This is a genomic window from Streptomyces sp. NPDC054975 (assembly GCF_053609105.1).
Genome location: NZ_JBSGWV010000001.1, coordinates 221,683 through 239,778, shown reverse-complemented (window position 1 = coordinate 239,778; position 18,096 = coordinate 221,683). Strand labels below are relative to the sequence as shown.

The window sequence follows — 18,096 nt, the reverse complement described above, 5'->3', positions numbered from 1 at the left end:
CCGAGGCCGGCCGAGGCCGGGGCCGAGCGGCTGGCCCGGGTGTCCGACGGGGTGGGGGCGGGGGGGGGGGCGGGGGGGGGGGGGGGGGCGGCCCAGCCCCCCCCGCCCCTCACATGACCGTCCCGGGCTTGACCACTTCGTTGGTCCAGACCAGAATCCAGCCCACGCAACCCGCACGAACACGCCGTTCGGTCCCCCCACGACGGGTCAGCTCCCCATGCCGTCCTCCATTCATGGAACGCAGAAGGTGACCTACGTGAAGAACCGACATCTCGTCTGTCCCCTGGCAGCCGCGACCGCCCTCGCCCTGGCGGGCTGCGGGCTCCTGCCCGGCGACTCCGCGGGCACCCGCACGGTCAACGTGTGGCTGATGCGCGACAGCGTCAGCGAGGACTTCCTCCAGCGCTTCACCGAGGCGTACGAGGCCGAGCACGAGGGGGTCGAGCTGGAGTTCACGATCCAGGACTGGACCGGCATCGGCAAGAAGGTCACCGAGGCGATCCGGGGAGCGGGCGGCCCCGACGTCATCGAGGTCGGCAACACCCAGGTCGCCCAGTACGCCGACACCGACAAGCTCTACGACCTGACCCTGGAATCCGTGCGCGACCTCGGCAGCGAGGACTGGCTGCCCGGCCTCGCCGAGCCCGGCCGCATCGGCGGGTCCCAGTACGGCATCCCCTGGTACGCCGCCAACCGGGTGGTGATCTACCACAAGGACCTCTTCGCGCAGGCCGGCGTCGTCCAGCCGCCCGCCACGCGCGCGCAGTGGCTCGACGACACCGAGAAGCTCAACCGCAACGGCTCCCAAGGCATCTACCTCGCCGGACAGGACTGGTACACGCTCGCCGGGTTCATCTGGGACGAGGGCGGCGAGCTGGCCGTGGACAAGGGCGGCGAGTGGACCGGCGCCCTGGACAGCCCCGCCGCCCTGCGCGGCATGGACTTCTACAAGGACCTGCAGTCGCTCGGCTCCGGGCCCAAGAACGCGGACGAGCAGACACCGCCCCAGGCCGAGGTCTTCGCCCGGGGCGACGTCGCCCAGATCATCGCCACCCCGAGCGCCGTCGCCGCCATCACCAAGGCCAACCCGGGACTCAAGGACAAGCTCGGCTTCTTCCCGATACCCGGCAAGAAGGCCGGGCAGCCCTGCGCGGTCTTCACCGGCGGCTCCGACCTGATCGTCCCGGAGAACGCGCCGGAGCGGAACGCCGCGATCGACGTCGTCAAGGCGCTGGCCGGCGAGAAGTGGCAGACGGAACTGGCCCGTGCCATGAACTATGTTCCCAACAAGACCTCCCTCGCCTCGGTCGTCGAGGGCCAGGAAGCCACCGCCGTCATGGCCGTCGGCGCCGCGCGCGGCAAGGCCACGCCCAACTCGCCGCAGTGGGCCGACGTCGAGGCCGCCAACCCGATCAAGCCCTACATGACGGCCGTCCTCCAGGGCGAGGACCCGAAGGAGGCCGCCCAGGCCGCCTCCGCACGGATCAGCGAGGCGCTCGCCGAGTAGCCAGGGCCGGCTTCGGCTGCCGGGAACTCCAGGGCCCGGTACGTCGCCCACCAGGCAGGCCGCGCGGGCCGCGCCGACCAGCATTCAGCGCCTACACACCCGCGATCCCCCGAACGGTCATGTCGAATCCAATCGGCCACGGAAGAAGTAAGGAGCCGGACCACCGCGCAACCGGTCCGGCCCTCACCGTCCCCCTTCCGTACGCCGGAGGAGCCCGACATGCCCGCACCGTCACCCGCAGCCACTGTCGCACCCGCTGTCCCCGTCCCCGCCGGTGTTCCCCTCTCGAGCGCCCCCCTGACGAGCGCTCCGCTCACCGGGCTCCCGGCGCAGCCGCAGCCCCTCGCCGCGGACCGGCCCACGGCGGAGCAGCCCCGCTACGTCGTCTGCCTCGCCCGCGACCAGGACGACGTCCGCGCCGCCCAGCGCCTGCGTCACCAGGTCTTCGCCGGTGAGATGGGGGCCCACCTCGACGGACCCGAGCCGGGCCTCGACATCGACGCCTTCGACGCGTACTGCGACCACCTGCTCGTCCGTGAGGAGGCCACCGGTGAGGTCGTCGGCACCTACCGCGTGCTGCCGCCCGACCGCGCCCGGATCGCCGGGCGGCTCTACTCCGAGAGCGAGTTCGACCTCGGCCGCCTCGGCCCGATCCGCGACGACCTGGTCGAGGTCGGCCGCTCCTGCGTCCACCCCGCGCACCGCAACGGCGCCGTCATCGCCCTCATCTGGGCCGGGCTCGCCCGCTACATGACCCGCACCGGCCACAACTGGCTCGCCGGGTGCTGCTCGATACCGCTCGCGGACGGTGGCACCCTCGCCGCAGCCACCTGGGACCGGGTCAAGGCCAAGCACCTCGCACCCGAGGAGTACTGGGTCACCCCGCACAAGCTCTGGACCCCGGACGGGATCGCCCGTCCCGAGGGCCGCGTCGAGCTGCCGCCGCTGCTGCGCGGCTACCTCCGGCTCGGCGCTTGGGTCTGCGGCGCACCCGCGCACGACGTGGACTTCGGTGTCGCGGACCTCTACGTCCTGCTGTCGCTGCGCAACACCAACCCCCGCTACCTGCGCCACTTCCTCTCCCTCGCCCCGGCGCAGTGAGCACCGTCGGCCCCGTCAATCCCTGGCTGCCGACGTCCCCGTGCGCGCCCGATGCCTGCGCACGGCACTCCGGCCCGGTCGCCGGGTCCGTCCTGGCGGCGGTCCGGCTGGTCGTGGGCATCGCCACCGTCCTCGCCGGGGTGCTGCTCGCGCCTGCGGCGGCGCTGCTGCCGGCGGCGGGCCGGCGGGCACTCGTCCGGGTGTGGTGCCGGGTGGTCCTGCGGGCCTTCGGCGTCCGGATGAAGCTCACCGGGGTCCCGGCCCCGGCGGACGGGCCGTTCCTGGTCGTCGCCAACCACATCTCCTGGCTGGACATCCCGCTCGTCGCCTCCGTCCTGCCGGGGCGCATGCTCGCCAAGCGGGAGGTCCGGCAGTGGCCGGTGCTCGGTCCGCTCGCGGCGCGGGGCGGCACCCTCTTCATCGACCGTGACCGGCTGCGCGCCCTGCCCGACACCGTCCGGGCGATGGCCGGCGCCCTGGCGGGCGGCGGCCGGGTGATCGTCTTCCCCGAGGGCTCGACCTGGTGCGGCCGGGGTGGCGGAGCGTTCCGGCACGCCGCCTTCCAGGCGGCCCTCGACGCTTCCGTACCGGTGCTTCCGGTGAGACTGGAGTACCGTCCGGTCGGGCCGGCCGCGTTCGTGGGGGAGGATCCGCTGGCCGCCTCGCTCTGGCGGATCGTCGCCGCCCGCGGCATCACCGCCGAGATCCGGATACTGGATCCGATATCCACGATCCAGTATCCGAACCGTCGTGCGCTGGCTCAGGCGGCTCAGCGCGCCGTCGCCAGCGACAGCGCGAAGCGCCCGTCCTTGTCCGTCCACCAGCGGGTCAGCTCAAGCCCGGCCTCGGCCAGCTCCGCCCGCACCCCCGCCTGACGGAACTTCGCCGACACCTCCGTGCGCATCTCCTCGCCCGCCTCGAACGGCACCACGAGATCCAGCTGCGGGATCTTCACCGTCAGCGCGTGACGCGCCCGCAGCCGCATCTCGATCCACTGCCGTTCCCGGTCCCAGAGCGCCACGTGGTCGAAGTCGTCCGGCTGGACGTCCGCGTCCAGCTCCCGGGCGATCACGGCCAGCACGTTCTTGTTGAACGCCGCCGTCACCCCGGCCGCGTCGTCGTACGCGGCGACCAGCGTCGCCTCGTCCTTCACCAGGTCCGTACCGAGCAGCAGCGCGTCACCAGGCGCCAGCATCGCCCGCACCGAGCGCAGGAACGTCGCGCGCTCGGCGGGCAGCAGATTGCCGATCGTGCCACCGAGGAACGCCACCAGGCGCGGCCCCGGCGTCCCGGGCAGCGCGAGGCCCCGGGTGAAGTCGGCGACCAGGGCGTGGATGTGCAGCCCGGGCCGTTCGGCGAGCAGCGCCTCGGCCGCCCCCTTCAGCGCCGACTCGCTCACGTCCACCGGCACGTAGCTGTCGAGCTCCGGCAGCAGCGCGTCGATCAGGAAGCGGGTCTTCTCCGACGAGCCCGACCCCAGCTCGACCAGGGTCCGCGCCCCTGTCGCCGCGGCGATCTCGGGCGCCCGGGCGATCAGGATCTCCCGCTCGGCACGGGTCGGGTAGTACTCGGGCAGCCGGGTGATCTCTTCGAACAGTTCGCTGCCGCGCGCGTCGTAGAACCACTTCGGCGGGAGTTCCTTCGGTGTACGGGTCAGCCCGTGGAGCACATCGGCGCGCAGATCGGCCTCCGTGGCGTCCTCGGGAAGGGTGCGGGTCAATTGGAACGGGCTCACGGGGAGGGCTCCTTGAGCGAGGTGAGGGTGACATCGGTACGGGTGGCGGTCAGCAGCGTGTGGTCCGGCACCTCGTGCCAGCGCGGATCGTCGTCGTACGGTTCGGAGGCGACGACCGTGCGGGCGGCGCCGGGAGGACCGGGCTCCGTCCGGTACCAGAGGGAGTCCCCCCAGGTGGTCGCCGCGAGGGTGGTCCCGTCGGTGAGCAGCAGGTTCAGCCGGGAGTCGGGTGCCGCCTCGGCGACCTCCGCCACGGTGTCCGCGAGCGCCTGCTCCAGGCCGTCGCCCGCCCGCAGCCGGTGCAGCACCAGCGCCCACACCAGGGCCGAGTCGGTACGCGCCTCCAGGGCGAGCAGCTCGGCGGCCGGCAGCGTCGCCGCCACGGGGGCGAGCGAGCCGGGCCAGCCCCGCACCGCCCCGTGGTGGCTGAACAGCCACGGCCCCGAGGCGAACGGGGCCGCCGCGGCCTCCCCGTCCGCCCCCGGCACCGTCGCGTCCCGTACGGCCGCGAGGAACGTCTCGGCGCGCACCACGCGCGCGAGGTCCAGGAAAGAGGCGTCGGCCCAGATCGGCACGGCCCGCCGGTAGCGCGCGGGCACCGGATCGCCCTCGGCGTACCAGCCGACCCCGAAGCCGTCCGCGTTGACCGTGCCGTACCGCTGCCCACGCGGCTCCCAGGACTGCCGGTACAGCGCGTGCGGCGGCCCCGTGAGCAGCTCACCGAGCGCCACCGACGGGCCCATATAGGCAAGGTGACGGCACATCAGGCGAGCTCCGCATCCCGTGCGGTCCGGAAACCGGAGAAGATCTGCCGGCGCACCGGAAGGTCCCAGTTGCGGAACGTACCCCGGCAGGCCACCGCGTCCACCGCGAACGAACCGCCGCGCAGCACCTTGTGCGCGGGGCCGAAGAACACCTCCGAGTACTCCTTGTACGGAAAGGCCGTGAACCCCGGGTACGGCAGGAAGTCGCTGGCCGTCCACTCCCACACGTCACCGATCAACTGCCGTACCCCGAGCGGCGAGGCGCCCTGCGGATAGGTCCCGGCCGGGGCCGGCCGCAGGTGGCGCTGGCCCAGGTTGGCGTGCTCGGGCGCCGGGTCGGCGTCACCCCAGGGATAGCGGCGCGACCGCCCGGTCGACGGGTCGTGCCGGGCCGCCTTCTCCCACTCGGCCTCCGTGGGCAGCCTGCGCCCGGCCCAGCGGGCATAGGCGTCCGCCTCGTACCAGCTGACGTGCACCACCGGCTCGTCCTCGGGCACCGGCTCCGTCACCCCGAACCGCCGCCGCATCCACTGCCCGCCGTCCCGCCGCCAGAACAGCGGCGCGGCGATCTCGTGCTTGCGGATCTGCTCCCAGCCCTCCGCCTGCCACCACCGCTCGTCCGTGTAGCCGCCGTCGGCCACGAACGCCATGTAGGCGCCGTTGGTGACCGGCGCGGTGTCGATGAAGAACGACGGGACGACCCGGGTGTGCGCAGGCCGCTCGTTGTCCAGCGCCCACGGCTCGTCCGAGGTGCCCATGGTGAACGCGCCGCCCTCCACCAGGACTTCGGCCTCAAGAGGACCGCCGTCCGTGGCGGGCGGCGGGGGAGCGGTCAGGGCCTGCGGCCCCTTCCGTAGCTGATGGGTGATCAGCATCGTCTCGTCGTGCTGCTGTTCGTGCTGGGCGATCATCCCGAAGGCGAACGCAGCCTCCACCAGCGGCCGCCCCTCCAGCGGGGTGCGCTCCAGGACGTCCAGGACCCGGCCCCGTACGTCCGAGGCGTAGGCGCGGGCCTCGGCCGGCGGCAGGAGCGGCAGCGTGGGGCGGGCGGCGCGGGGATGCTCGAAGGCGTCGTAGATCGAGTCGATCTCCGGGCGCAGCGCGTCCCGCCCCGCGACCGCCCGCCACAGCCACTGCTCCTCCTGGTTGCCGATATGGGCCAGGTCCCACACCAGCGGCGACATCAAGGGGGAGTGCTGAGCGGTGAGTTCGTCGTCCTCGACGCAGGAGGTGAGGAGCGCGGTACGGGCCCGTGCGGAGGTGAGCGCGTCCAGCGCCCGCCGCCGCAGGGCCGTCGGGTCGTCGGTCACGGTCATGACGCCACCTCCAGGAGGTCGTCGGCGGGACAGCCGCCGGGCAGGACATAACGCTCGTGGAAGGCGGCCACCGCGCCGACGACGGCCGGGCTCGCCCCGATCCGGGGGAGCGCCTCCATCGCGGCCGTGAACGCCACCAGGGCCGCCGCGTGCAGTTCGGGATCCGTGAGCCCGTCCCGAGCGGCCGCGAGCCAGAGCGGATTGCGCGGAGCGGCCAGCGAATCCGCGCGCTCGGCAAGGGGTTTGACGGCGCGGTAGATCAATTCCGCCGCCTCCGGGTCGTCGAAGAGCGCCGTGGTCACGGCCACCGGCACGATCCACCCGTCGGGACCGGGCTGAGCGTCGATCATCCGCAGCTCCAGATGCCCGCGCGGTCGCACCGGCGGGAAGAGCGTGGTCATGTGGTACCGCAAGTCGTCCTCGTCGGGCGGCCTGGGGCTCCCGGTGCGCAGCCACTCCCGGAAGGTCAGCCCGTCCGGCACGGCCCACGGCGTGTCGTTGCCGCGTACGCACATCACCGGCGTGTCGAGGACGTGCGCCGCCCAGGCGTCGCGCGGCTCGCGCTCCGGGTCGGGGGCGAGGGCCCGCGCCGGGTCGAGGTCGGTCCACAGCGCCTGCCGGGTCGAGCGCCAGCCGGTCCGGCGCCCGCCGTGGACGGGAGAGTTCGCGAAGGCGGCCACCAGGACCGCGCCCAGCAGATGGGCCAGCTGCCAGCGGCGGTGGTGACCGAGCGGCCCCGGTTCCTCGTGGCCGGCGTCCAGGCAGACCTGCACGGACGCCGAGTCGCGCATCATGGCGCGGCCGGCGGGGCCCGTACGGTCGAGGGCGGTCTCCATCGCGTCGTAGCGGGGCTCGCGCAGGATCCTCTGGCGCGGCGCGTTCCAGGGGTCGACCCCGTAGCCGTTGAGGCAGAGTCCGAGCGGGGAGAGCGCGTCACGCACCGTGCGCAGATCGGCCGAGACGGTGTCGACGCAGCTCATGAGGGAGGCGGCGGGAGGCGAGCTGAGCTCCAGCTGTCCGCCGGGTTCGAGCGTGAGTGCCGAGGCCAGCGGCAGGGACCGTACGGTGTCGAGGGCCGGGGCGAGTCGTTCGGGCGGGACGGGAAGCCGCGGGTCACGCAGCTCGTGGACGAGCCATTCCACTTCCACCCCGACCGTGCGGGGCGGGCCCGTCTTGAAGCAGATACATCGCAGCAGGTCTTCGGCCTCGTCCGGGGTCATGGCCGGACCGCCCCGCGGTATACCGCTCGGCGACATGTCGTTTCCTCCTGTTCTCCTGGGCGCTGATTCCACCTAAAGCCACCACCGACAGGCGTGCAAGAGCGCCTCATCGGCCTCACGGTGAATATCCCGTTGCCCTGGGGGGACGGAGACGATCATGCTTTCGGGCATGAGCGCACGACTGCGGGGCATCGCGAAGCAGACCGAGGAGATCGTCGAAGCGGGCCGGTACCGGGCCCCCGGCGGCCGGTCCGTCTCCATCGAGGAGGAGCTGCGCGCCGCGCTGGCCGGTACCAGGCTGTACGGCCCCGAGCCGGTCCCCGCGAGCCCCGACACCGACCGCGCCACCGCGATCGAGGTCACCGACGAGAGCAGCCTGGTCGCCGCCCGCCGCCTGACGAGGGCGGATCCGGCAGCCCCGGTCGCCGTCCTGAACTTCTCCTCCGCCCGCAACCCCGGCGGCGGCTATCTGAACGGCGCCCAGGCCCAGGAAGAGGCGATCTGCCGCGCCTCCGCCCTCTACACCACACTCCTGCGCGTCCCCGAGTTCTACGCGCACCACCGGGCCGAGAGGGACGCCTTCTACACGGACCGGGTGATCCTGTCACCCGGAGTCCCGGTCTTCCGTGACGACCGCGGCGGCCTCCTGGACGAGCCGTTCAGGGTCGGCTTCCTCACCTCGCCCGCCCCGAACGCGGGCGTCGTCCGGCGACGGACCCCCGAGCTGGCCGACCGGATCCCGGCCGCCCTCGCGGCCCGAGCCGAACGGGTCCTGGAGACCGCCGTCGCCGGCGGATACCGACGGCTCGTGCTCGGTGCCTGGGGCTGCGGCGTCTTCCAGAACGACCCGGCCGAGGTCGCCGAGGCCTTCCGGGCGCTCCTCACCGACGGTGGCCGGTTCGCGGGCCACTTCGACGAGATCGTCTTCGGGATCCTCGACCGCACGGTCGACCGGACGACGCTCGGCGCGTTCCAGAAGGTCTTCGGCGCCTGATGCGCGCCTGATTCGGTGCCCGAGTGCCCCGACCGTTCCTGACATGCGGGGCCCGTACCGGCGTGCGAGGCTGAAATCGGCCCCAGCGTCCGAGTACCGCTGTCAGGAGGCACGACCGTGGGCAAGAAACAGACCCGGGTGAACAAGGGCGCCCGAACGGGTGGCCACGAACACCGGACCGAGGCGGCGGCGAAGCAGCAGACACCGGCCATGGGGGACACACCCCGGCCGATCATCGAGCAGGTCTCCCACAAGAAGGAACGGAAGTTCGGTCACAACTGACCTTCCGTTCCCCATGACCGGGTCCCGGCGCCGTCACGGCACCGGGACCGGCCACTGCGTACCCGTACCCCTTCCAGTATCCGTACGCTCCGGTACGGCTACGCCTCGTCGTCCCCGACCGGGATCGCCTCCGCCCGAGGAGCGGGCGGAGCCGCGCCGTTCAGCGAGGGCGTGTTCGCCACCGGGGCGCCCGGGTTCATGTTCGCGAGCAACTGACGGGCGAGACCCAGACCCGTGCCGCCCATGGTCAGGGCCTTGGCGAACATCTCCGCCATGCCGTCCGCGCCGTTCAGCAGGACCATCTGGTCCACGTTGCCGAAGGCCGACGCCCCGGCCTCGACGATCTCCGGCCACTTCTCGGCCAGCTGCTGCGCGACCACGGCCTCCTGGTTCTCGGCCAGGGCCGCCGCCCGCGCCTTGATCGACTCGGCCTCGGCGAGCCCCTTCGCCCGGGTCGCCTCGGCGACGGCGAGCCCCCGCGCCTGCTGGGCCGCCGCCTCCGCCTCACCTGTCAGCCGGGTCGCCGTCGCCCTCGCGGCGCTGGCGAGCTCGGTCTCCTTCGCCTCGGCCTGCGCCGCCGAGATCCGGGCGTCCCGTTCGGCCTCGGCCCGGGTCCGGGTCTCGTACGCCTTCGCGTCCGCGGGCTTACGGACGTCCGCCTGGAGCTGCTGCTCCTTGCGATGCGCCTCCAGCTCCGCCACCCGCGTCTCCTGGACGACGACCTCCTGACGCGCCCCGGCCTCGGCCAGCGGCCCGGCCTGCCGGGCCTTCGCGGACGCCTGGTCCCGCTCCGCCTGGTAACCGGCCTGCAGGATCTCGCTGTCCCGGGTGGCCTCCGACATGCGGGCCGCGGCCTGCTGCTCGGCCTCGGTGGCCCGCCGGTTGGCCTCGGCCTGCGCGATGCGGGCGTCACGCTGGACCGCCGCCGCGTGCGGCGCGGCCAGGTTCTTGATGTACCCCGTCGGGTCCTCGATCTCGTGGATCTGCAGCGAGTCGACGATCAGACCGAGCTTCTCCATCTCCGTGCCACAGGCCGAACGCGCCTGTCCGGTCAGCTTCTCCCGATCCCGGATCATGTCCTCCACCGTCAACCCGCCCACGATGGCGCGGAGATGACCGGCGAAGACGATGTGCACCCGCTCCGACATGAGTTTTTGCTGGTCGAGGAAACGACGGGCGGCGTTGGCGATCGACACGAAGTCGTCGCCCACCTTGAAGATCACCACACCCCGGACCTTGAGCGGAATGCCCTGGTGGGTGACGCACTCCACCTGCAACTGCGTCTCGTTGAGATCGAGCGACAGCTTCCGGACCGCCTGGACCCCCGGTAGCACGAGCGTGCCGCGCCCGGTGACGATCCGGAAGCCCATGCCCTCGCCGAGTCCCTCCATCTTGTGGTTGGAACCGGAGATGATCAGCGCCTCGTTGGGTTCAGCGACGCGCCACATGAGTTTGAACAGTGCGATGAGGACGAGGACGGCGGCGACCACGCCGCCCGCCAGGATGCCGATGCCCATGGGCAGCTCCCCCTTCACCGGAGCCGTGCGGATCCGGTGAAGGGAGTGTGCGCCTCGACGGACGGGCGCTCAATGCCTCGGTCAACCGCCGTACGCGGCTGTGACATGGACGGTGCGCGGAGGGAGATGTTCCACGACCATCACGACGGTTCCGGGAGGGATGCGCTCCGTGGCGTCGGCGGCGTAGGCGAGGAAGTGCTCGGCGCCGCCCCGGATCCGGACGATCACCTCGCCGACGAGGCCGGGCCCGACGGTGCCGGTGACCCGGCCGAGCAGGCCCACCATCGAGACGTCGTCCATGACCACACGGTACGTCAGATCCAGCCCTCCGGTGCGGCCCTGAACCCCTTGAAGTCGTCGCGGTGAATGGTGTGTCCGGACTCAGCGCACGCTGCGGATCGGGCGTACGGCGAGGGCCCCGAGGACCGACAGGGCGGCCGCGACCAGGAAGAGGGCCGTGTAGCCGCCGCTCAGCGAGACGATGAGGGAGGCGACGAACGGGGCGACGATCTGCGGCCCCGCGTTCGCGACGTTGAGCACGCCCATGTCGCGCGCCGCGTCCTCGGCCTTCGGCAGCACCATCGTGACCAGCGCCGTGTCCACCGCCATGTAGCAACCGAAACCGAGGCCGTTGACGACGGAGAAGGCCAGCATCGCCGTCCAGCTCGTCGAGACGGCCGGGATGAGCAGCGCGACGGCGGCCAGCGCGGCGGAGGCGCCGACGAACAGCTTGCGGCGGTCGTAGCGGTCGGAGAGCCAGCCGCCGAGGACGGTCGAGACCACCATGGCGACGGAGTTGAGCGGCATCAGGATCGCCACCGCCTCCTCGGGGGTGAGCCCCGCCGGCAGGGCGATGTGGTCCTTGAGGATGTAGAGCTGGAAGCCGGCGACCGCGAAGTACCCGAGGACGAGCAGCGCGCGGCCGATGAACGCCCAGCGGAAGTCGTGGTCCTTGAGCGCGCTGCCGAAGGCGGCGAGCTGCTGCTTCACGGGCAGGGGCGCCTTGGCGGGCATCCGCTGCTCGCGGGCGCAGGTGGTGAACAGGACGGCGGTGGCCGCCACGATCACACCGAAGACCAGGTACCCGGTGCGGTAGTCCTCCGAGAACGCCGCGCCGACCAGCGCGCCGATCGTGGAGCCGATCGGCAGGCCGAGCCCGACGGCGGCCGAGGCCTTCCCTCGCGCGGCGAGGGGGACCCGGTCGGGTACGACGGAGGTGATCGCGGCCTGGTAGATGTTCATGACGGCCTGACCCAGACACCAGGCGATGAGCACGAGCAGGATCGTGTTCACACTGCCCAGCAGGAACATCACCGGTATCGCGAGCAGACCGCCCGCCAGGATCCACGGGTTGCGGCGGCCCGAGCGGTCCGACAGCGCGCCGGCCACCGGGTTGAAGATCGTCGCGAAGATCGCCGAGACGCCGGAGACCAGACCGAAGTTGGCCACCTTGTTCGCCGGGTCGATGTCCTCGATCTGCAACGCGAGCAGCAGGCCAGGGACGCCGACGTAGAGCGCGTACATCGCCGTGTTCCCCGCGAGGAGCAGGGGCAGCAGCCCGCGGGTGGGCCGGGGGCCCGGCGGTGACTCGGCTCCGGTGGTGCCGACTCCGGAGGCGGAGGAGGAAAGGGCCACGGTGCCCTCCTGGTGAAGATCGCCCTGTGCGGGGCGAGGAGCGGATTGTGCGAGAGGGTTACACGTGTCAGTGACACGCGTCAGCACTGTGTAGCACCCGAATCCGGCCATCCGCCAGACCTGGGGCCGGATCGTTCTGGAAAGATGCCGGAGCGATGAGCCAGTCACCCAGACAGTCCGCCGAACGTCCCGTCCCGACGAGCGCCGATGTGGCGCGGCTCGCGGGCGTGTCCCGAGCCACCGTCTCGTACGTCCTGAACAACACCGCGGCCGTACGGATCAGCGAGCCGACCCGGCAGCGGGTCCGGGACGCGGCCGAGGAACTGGGCTACGTCCCGCACGCCGCCGCGCGCAGTCTGCGCGCGGGTCACAGCCGGATGGTCCTGCTGCCCACGGCGCAGGTGCCGATCGGCCCCCTGTACAGCCAGTTCTTCAACGAGCTGCAGTGGGCCCTGCGCCGTCTGGACTACACCGTCGTGCAGTACGGCAGCCTCGGCCTCGAAGGGGACGAGGCCGCGCGCGCCTGGGCGGAACTCCGGCCGGTCGCGGTGGTCTCGCTCGGCGAGGTCCCGCTCTCCCCGAGCGGTGTGGAGATCCTCAAGCGCTCCGGGGCCAGGGCCGTCATCACCGTCGGCCCGCACCGGGTCGAGGGCGCGCACGCCCTGGTCATGGACCAGGGCCGGGTGGGGCGCGTCGCCGCCACGCACCTGGTGGAGCGCGGGCGGCGCCGGATCGGCGTGGTGGTCCCCGAGGAGCCGGGTCTCGGCATGTTCTCCGGGCCCCGCCTCGAAGGCGCCCGCCAGGCGGTGGCGGGGACCGACGCCACCGTCGTACCGCTGCCGCTGCGGTACGAGGAGCAGGCGGCGAACGAGCTCGCCGGGCGCTGGCGCGAACTGGGCCTCGACGCGGTGTTCGCGTACAACGACGAGTACGCGATGCTCCTGATGCGCGCGTTGCAGGACGCGGGGATCGACGTCCCCGGCCAGACCGCGGTGGTGGGCTCGGACGACCTGTTGCTCGGGCGGCTGCTGCGGCCCCGGCTGACGACCGTGGAGATCGACATGGTGATCGGCCGGCACCTCGCCGAGCTGGTCGACAGCGCGGTCCGCGACCCCGACGCCACGCCGGGCACGCAGGAGCTGATGGCCTCGCGGGTGATCGCCAGGGAGTCCAGCTGAGCGAGCGGCGGCGGTGAGGCAGGGCGTGACGGGCGCCGGGGGCCGAAGCGGCTTAGCGTCGAAGCATGAGCACACTTCCGCGGCGTTACGAGATCCTGCTCGTTCCCGAGCACGTGGAGGACCGGGGCGGCGCGTCCGTGGAGGACAGCGCGGTCCGGTCGGCGGTCGTGGAGGCCACGGGCCGGACGGGCGCGTCGGGCTACCCGCGCTTCGAGGGGCACGGCATCGTCGCCGACATCGATCCCGAGACCCGCACGGTGGAGGCGCTCCTGGTCGACGGCCGCGAACTCGACTACGGCCTGACCGCGCTGGTCCGGTCCGCGCCGGGTGCCTGACGCGGAGCGGACGGAGCGTCCGCGACCGGGTCCCTTCCCCCGCCCTGACCGGCTCGGATCGCTGTCCTCGACCGGGTCCGTTCGCCCACCAGGTATCGCCGTTCCGGCACCGTTGACAGGAACCCCGGCCGGACGGAGACTCGGCGCGCACGCCGACGAAACAAAAATCACCAGGCGAACGAACGCGAGGACGGGCGGCTACCGCCGACCGTCCGAAGGTCACGTGGGAGAGAACCGATGAGCATCCGCGACGTCTACATCGTCGACGCCGTCCGCACGCCGATCGGCAGGTTCGGGGGCGCGCTCTCCGCCGTACGCCCCGACGACCTCGCCGCCCACGTGGTCAAGGCGCTCGTGGACCGCGCGCCCGCGCTCGACCCCGCCCGGATCGACGACGTCTACTTCGGCGACGCCAACGGCGCCGGCGAGGACAACCGCGACGTGGCCCGCATGGCCGTCCTGCTCGCGGGGCTGCCCACCTCCGTCCCCGGCGTGACCGTCAACCGCCTCTGCGGCTCCGGCCTGGAGGCGGTGATCCAGGCCGCGCGCGCCGTCGCGCTCGGCGACGCATCCGTGGCGATCGCGGGCGGCGTCGAGTCGATGTCCCGCGCGCCCTGGGTGCTGCAGAAGCCCGAACGCGCCTTCCCGGCCGCCCACCAGCAGCTGCACTCCACGACCCTGGGCTGGCGCATGACCAACCCGAAGATGCCCGCCGAGTGGACCGTCGCCCTCGGCGAGGGCGCGGAACTCGTCGCCGACAAGCACGCCCTCACCCGGGAGCAGCAGGACGCCTTCGCCCTCGCCAGCCACCGCAAGGCGGCCGAGGCGTGGGCCAAGGGGCTGTACGACGGCGAGGTCGTGCCGTACGCGGGGGTGGAGCTGACCCGCGACGAGTGCATCCGCGACACCACCTCCATGGAGGCCCTCGCCAAGCTCAAGCCCTCCTTCCGGAGCGAGGGAGGCACCGTCACGGCCGGGAACGCCTCGCCGCTCAACGACGGCGCCGCGGCTCTGCTCCTCGTCGACGAGGAGGGCCTGCGGGAGACCGGCCGGGAGCCGCTCGCGCGGATCCGCGCCTCCGCCGTCACCGGTATCGAGCCGCAACTCTTCGGGCTCGGGCCGGTGGAGGCGGTCCAGCGCGCGTTGGGCAAGGCCGGCCGCTCCTTCGCCGACCTGACGACCTTCGAGCTGAACGAGGCGTTCGCCGCCCAGTCCCTGGGCTGCCTCGCGGAGTGGCCGGAACTGGACCCCGAGATCGTCAACCCGCGCGGCGGCGCCATCGCCATCGGGCACCCGCTGGGCGCCTCCGGCGCACGGCTCGCGGGCGCGGTGGCCCACCAGTTGGCCGCGGCCGGTTCGGGAACGGGCCTCGCGGCCCTGTGCATCGGCGTCGGCCAGGGCCTGGCACTCGTCCTGGAGCGCTGACCGACGGAGCGGGGGCGGTACGCGAGCGGGCGTACGAAGCGGGGGCGGTACGCGAGCGGGGGCGGTACGCGAGCGGGCGTACGGAGCGGGGGCAGTACGCGAGCGGGGGCGGTACGGGATGTCCGTACCGCCCCCGCCCTGTGTGACCGGTCCGCCCGCTACTGCTGCTTGGCGTCCTCGATGGACTTGCGCACCTCGTCCATGTCCAGCTTGCGCGCCTGGCCGATCACGTCCTCCAGGGCCGCCTCCGGCAGCGCCCCTGGCTGGGCGAACACGGCCACGTTGTCGCGGACGATCATCAGCGTCGGGATCGAGCGGATCTCGAACGCGGCGGCCAGCTCCTGCTGCGCCTCGGTGTCCACCTTGGCGAAGACGAGGTCCTCGTGCCGCTCGGAAGCGGCCTCGAAGACCGGCGCGAACTGGCGGCACGGGCCGCACCAGGAAGCCCAGAAGTCGATCAGAAGGAAGTCGTTCTCACTCACGATCTGGTCGAAGTTGTCCTTGGTGAGCTCGACAGTGCTCATGTTTTCTGCCTCTCCGGGTCTCCTGGCGGGTGCCACTCACGGTCCCCTGGGGACTCGCCCCGCACAACCGCGTATCGAGCCGCGCTATTCCGCGCCGCCCCACGCACGTGCGTCGGCTGTCCCCTGGGTGCACCGTGCGTGTTCCGCGTGTGCACGCCGCGCCTTCCCCTGTGGCCACCGCGCACACCTGCCACCAGACTGGGGCCCATGACACACGAGGTGCACGAGTACGACGTGGTGGTCCTGGGCGCGGGACCGGTGGGCGAGAACGTGGTGGACCGCGCGAGGGCCGCGGGCCTGAGCGTCGCGGTGGTCGAGAGCGAACTGGTGGGCGGCGAGTGCTCGTACTGGGCCTGCATGCCGAGCAAGGCCCTGCTCCGTCCGGCCATCGCCCGCTCCGACGCACGCAAGGTCCCCGGTCTGCGACAACTGGTCCAGGAGCCGCTGGACGCGGCGGCGGTACTCGCCCACCGTAACTACTACGTCTCCGACTGGAAGGACGACGGCGCCGTCGGCTGGCTCGACTCCATCGGCGCCCGCCTCTACCGGGGCCATGGCCGGCTGAACGGCGAGCGGAAGGTCACCGTCGAGGGGCCCGAGGGCGACCGCCATCTCCTCTCCGCACGCCATGCCGTCGCCGTCTGCACCGGCAGCCGCGCCGCGCTGCCCGACCTGCCGGGACTGACCGGGGCCCGGCCCTGGACCAGCCGCGAGGCGACCAGCTCCCAGCACGTTCCGGGCCGGCTGATCGTGGTCGGTGGGGGAGTGGTCGCGGCGGAGATGGCGACCGCCTGGCAGGCGCTCGGCTCCCGCGTGACGGTCCTGGTCCGCGGCAAGGGGCTGCTGCCCCGCATGGAGCCCTTCGTCGGCGACCACGTCGCCGACGCGCTCACCGAGGGCGGCGCCGACGTCCGTACGGGCGTGTCCGTCGCCGCCGTCGTACGCGACGGGGGCACCGGACCGGTCACCGTGGTGCTGGAGGGCGGCGACCAGGTCGAGGGCGACGAGGTCCTCTTCGCGACCGGGCGCAGCCCGCGTACGGAGGACATCGGCCTGGAGACCGTCGGCCTGGAGCCCGGCTCATGGCTGTCGGTGGACGACACCCTCCGGGTCGAGGGCAGCGACTGGCTCTACGCCGTGGGAGACGTCAACCGCCGGGCGTTGATGACCCATCAGGGCAAGTACCAGGCCCGGATCGCCGGAGCGGCCATCGCCGCCCGCGCTTCCGGCACCTCCGTCCAGGAGCCCGACCGCTGGAGCGCGCACACGGCCACCGCCGACCACGCCGCCGTGCCGCAGGTCGTCTTCACCGACCCCGAGGCCGCGTCCGTCGGACTCTCGCTCGCCGAGGCCGAGAGCGCCGGGCACCGGGTCCGCGCCGTCGACCTCGACCTCACCTCGGTGGCGGGCGCGGGGCTGTACGCCGACGGGTACCGGGGCCGCGCCCGGATGGTCGTCGATCTGGAGCGCGAGATCGTCCTCGGCGTCACCTTCGTCGGACCGGGCATCGGGGAACTCCTCCACTCGGCGACCGTCGCCGTCGTCGGTGAGGTCCCGATCGCCCGGCTCTGGCACGCCGTCCCCTCCTATCCGACGCTGAGTGAGGCCTGGCTGCGGCTCCTTGAGGCGTACCGGGACGGTTCGGGGACGTCATGACCTCCGGGGCCCCCGACCTCACCAACGACTACGACGGTCCCTGCGCGGTCTGCGGGGCCGTCGTGGCGGCGGGGACGGGGGTCCTGCGGCACGGCCACGGTCAGGCGGAGGGCTGGCGGGTCTTCCATCCGGGGCACGTGCCCGAAGACGCGCCGCCGGCCCGGCAGAACCTGCCGGGCTGGCACCACCGCCGCCTCCTGGCGGTGGACATCGTGACCACCGGCTACCGGACGGCCGTGGATCGGATCCTTTCCGCGTCGGTGCGGGGCAGCGACGGGTATATCGGAGATTGGATCATGGATCCTGGATCCAATCTCCCATCTCCGGTGTCCGGCGAGGGGCCGGATCTCGCCGCCGCCGTCGAACGGGCCCGCGCCGAAGGCATCCCCGCACCCGAGGCCCTCGACGAACTCGCGACCGTTCTCACCGATCACCTCGCCGCGCACGAGGTGCTCGTCGTCTGGTTCTCCCCGTACGTCCTGACCACCGTCCACGCCGAGCTCCTGCGCCACGGCCTGGCCCCGCTGACCGAGCGGCTCCCGCAGGGTGTCGCCCCCGTCTGCGACCCCCTGGTCCTGGACCGCCACGCCGACCGCTACCGCCCCGGCCGCCGCTCCCTGCGCGCCGTCGCCGAGTGGTACGGCGTCCCGCACGCCCACCCCGGAGACGCGGCGTCGGACGCCGAGGCCGCGCTCGCCCTCGCTCAGGTGATCGCGGACTCGTACCCCGCGCTCGCCAAGCTGTCCCGCCCCGCGCTCCACGTCGAGCAGATCCGTTGGTACGCCGACCAGACCAGCCGTCACCCCGACGCCCCGGCCTGGCCCTTCACCGCCGTCACCCCGGAGCCCTGGCAGCCCCCGCCGGAGCGAGCGGCGCCGGCGTCACCGCGCCGCGCTCGCTGAGACCC

At 72.8% G+C, this 18,096-nt stretch carries 18 protein-coding genes; 10 read left to right on the top strand and 8 right to left on the bottom strand.

The genetic code is table 11. The annotated features are described in order from the left end of the window. The first annotated feature begins 256 nt into the window (after positions 1-256). The 3 genes from ACWF79_RS01155 to ACWF79_RS01145 all read left to right on the top strand — a co-directional run bounded on the left by ACWF79_RS01155 (position 257) and on the right by ACWF79_RS01145 (position 3,483). Positions 257-1,507: an extracellular solute-binding protein gene (locus ACWF79_RS01155; RefSeq protein WP_453725941.1), complete on the top strand. Its 1,251-nt coding sequence runs from the start codon at positions 257-259 to the stop codon at positions 1,505-1,507. A 219-nt stretch (positions 1,508-1,726) separates the two neighbouring features. Further along, positions 1,727-2,608 (top strand): GNAT family N-acetyltransferase, encoded by an 882-nt coding sequence (locus ACWF79_RS01150; protein ID WP_453725940.1) that lies wholly within the window; start codon positions 1,727-1,729, stop codon positions 2,606-2,608. Beyond that, on the top strand, positions 2,605-3,483 hold the full coding sequence (locus ACWF79_RS01145; RefSeq protein ID WP_453725939.1) for a lysophospholipid acyltransferase family protein: 879 nt from the start codon (positions 2,605-2,607) through the stop codon (positions 3,481-3,483). Before ACWF79_RS01150 ends, ACWF79_RS01145 begins: the two co-directional genes overlap by 4 nt. On the opposite strand, the gene egtD is transcribed toward ACWF79_RS01145, so the two are convergent. The 4 genes from egtD to egtA are packed head-to-tail and all read right to left on the bottom strand — an operon-like array spanning position 3,378 to position 7,679. Then, positions 3,378-4,343 (bottom strand): L-histidine N(alpha)-methyltransferase, encoded by a 966-nt coding sequence (gene egtD / locus ACWF79_RS01140; protein WP_453725938.1) that lies wholly within the window; start codon positions 4,341-4,343, stop codon positions 3,378-3,380. The genes ACWF79_RS01145 and egtD overlap by 106 nt on opposite strands. Further along, positions 4,340-5,107 (bottom strand): ergothioneine biosynthesis protein EgtC, encoded by a 768-nt coding sequence (egtC, locus tag ACWF79_RS01135; RefSeq protein WP_453725937.1) that lies wholly within the window; start codon positions 5,105-5,107, stop codon positions 4,340-4,342. Before egtC ends, egtD begins: the two co-directional genes overlap by 4 nt. Continuing rightward, on the bottom strand, positions 5,107-6,423 hold the full coding sequence (gene egtB / locus ACWF79_RS01130) for an ergothioneine biosynthesis protein EgtB (RefSeq protein ID WP_453725936.1): 1,317 nt from the start codon (positions 6,421-6,423) through the stop codon (positions 5,107-5,109). Before egtB ends, egtC begins: the two co-directional genes overlap by 1 nt. Further along, positions 6,420-7,679, bottom strand: a complete 1,260-nt coding sequence (egtA, locus tag ACWF79_RS01125) for an ergothioneine biosynthesis glutamate--cysteine ligase EgtA (protein WP_453725935.1) — start codon at positions 7,677-7,679, stop codon at positions 6,420-6,422. Before egtA ends, egtB begins: the two co-directional genes overlap by 4 nt. A gap of 133 nt (positions 7,680-7,812) precedes the next feature. On the opposite strand from egtA, the gene ACWF79_RS01120 reads away from it, so the two are divergent. Both ACWF79_RS01120 and ACWF79_RS01115 read left to right on the top strand, forming a co-directional pair. Then, positions 7,813-8,637 (top strand): TIGR02452 family protein, encoded by an 825-nt coding sequence (locus tag ACWF79_RS01120; RefSeq protein ID WP_453725934.1) that lies wholly within the window; start codon positions 7,813-7,815, stop codon positions 8,635-8,637. A 117-nt stretch (positions 8,638-8,754) separates the two neighbouring features. Next, positions 8,755-8,919, top strand: coding sequence for a hypothetical protein (locus tag ACWF79_RS01115; RefSeq protein ID WP_453725933.1), 165 nt, complete (start codon positions 8,755-8,757; stop codon positions 8,917-8,919). A gap of 98 nt (positions 8,920-9,017) precedes the next feature. Here ACWF79_RS01115 and ACWF79_RS01110 read toward each other — a convergent pair whose 3' ends face one another. From ACWF79_RS01110 to ACWF79_RS01100, 3 genes are all read right to left on the bottom strand, one after another. After that, positions 9,018-10,436 carry a flotillin family protein gene (locus tag ACWF79_RS01110; protein WP_453725932.1) on the bottom strand — a complete coding sequence of 473 codons (1,419 nt, stop codon included), beginning with the start codon at positions 10,434-10,436 and terminating at the stop codon, positions 9,018-9,020. A gap of 81 nt (positions 10,437-10,517) precedes the next feature. Continuing rightward, complete coding sequence (locus ACWF79_RS01105) at positions 10,518-10,736, bottom strand: hypothetical protein (RefSeq protein WP_453725931.1); 219 nt, start codon at positions 10,734-10,736, stop codon at positions 10,518-10,520. Positions 10,737-10,817: 81 nt separating this feature from the next. After that, positions 10,818-12,071, bottom strand: coding sequence for an MFS transporter (locus tag ACWF79_RS01100; protein ID WP_453725930.1), 1,254 nt, complete (start codon positions 12,069-12,071; stop codon positions 10,818-10,820). 155 nt (positions 12,072-12,226) lie between these two features. On the opposite strand from ACWF79_RS01100, the gene ACWF79_RS01095 reads away from it, so the two are divergent. The 3 genes from ACWF79_RS01095 to ACWF79_RS01085 all read left to right on the top strand — a co-directional run bounded on the left by ACWF79_RS01095 (position 12,227) and on the right by ACWF79_RS01085 (position 15,009). After that, on the top strand, positions 12,227-13,249 hold the full coding sequence (locus ACWF79_RS01095) for a LacI family DNA-binding transcriptional regulator (RefSeq protein ID WP_453725929.1): 1,023 nt from the start codon (positions 12,227-12,229) through the stop codon (positions 13,247-13,249). Positions 13,250-13,314: 65 nt separating this feature from the next. Continuing rightward, a complete protein-coding gene (locus ACWF79_RS01090) occupies positions 13,315-13,584 on the top strand; it encodes a hypothetical protein (protein WP_453725928.1) in 270 nt (89 codons plus the stop codon). A gap of 237 nt (positions 13,585-13,821) precedes the next feature. Next, positions 13,822-15,009, top strand: a complete 1,188-nt coding sequence (locus tag ACWF79_RS01085) for a thiolase family protein (RefSeq protein WP_453725927.1) — start codon at positions 13,822-13,824, stop codon at positions 15,007-15,009. A 158-nt stretch (positions 15,010-15,167) separates the two neighbouring features. Here ACWF79_RS01085 and trxA read toward each other — a convergent pair whose 3' ends face one another. Beyond that, complete coding sequence (gene trxA, locus ACWF79_RS01080) at positions 15,168-15,533, bottom strand: thioredoxin (RefSeq protein WP_453725926.1); 366 nt, start codon at positions 15,531-15,533, stop codon at positions 15,168-15,170. A gap of 207 nt (positions 15,534-15,740) precedes the next feature. On the opposite strand from trxA, the gene ACWF79_RS01075 reads away from it, so the two are divergent. Together ACWF79_RS01075 and ACWF79_RS01070 are read left to right on the top strand one after the other, a co-directional pair. Beyond that, positions 15,741-17,189 (top strand): dihydrolipoyl dehydrogenase family protein, encoded by a 1,449-nt coding sequence (locus ACWF79_RS01075; RefSeq protein WP_453725925.1) that lies wholly within the window; start codon positions 15,741-15,743, stop codon positions 17,187-17,189. Continuing rightward, complete coding sequence (locus ACWF79_RS01070; RefSeq protein WP_453725924.1) at positions 17,186-18,091, top strand: 3'-5' exonuclease; 906 nt, start codon at positions 17,186-17,188, stop codon at positions 18,089-18,091. Before ACWF79_RS01075 ends, ACWF79_RS01070 begins: the two co-directional genes overlap by 4 nt. The last annotated feature ends 5 nt before the right edge of the window (positions 18,092-18,096 follow it).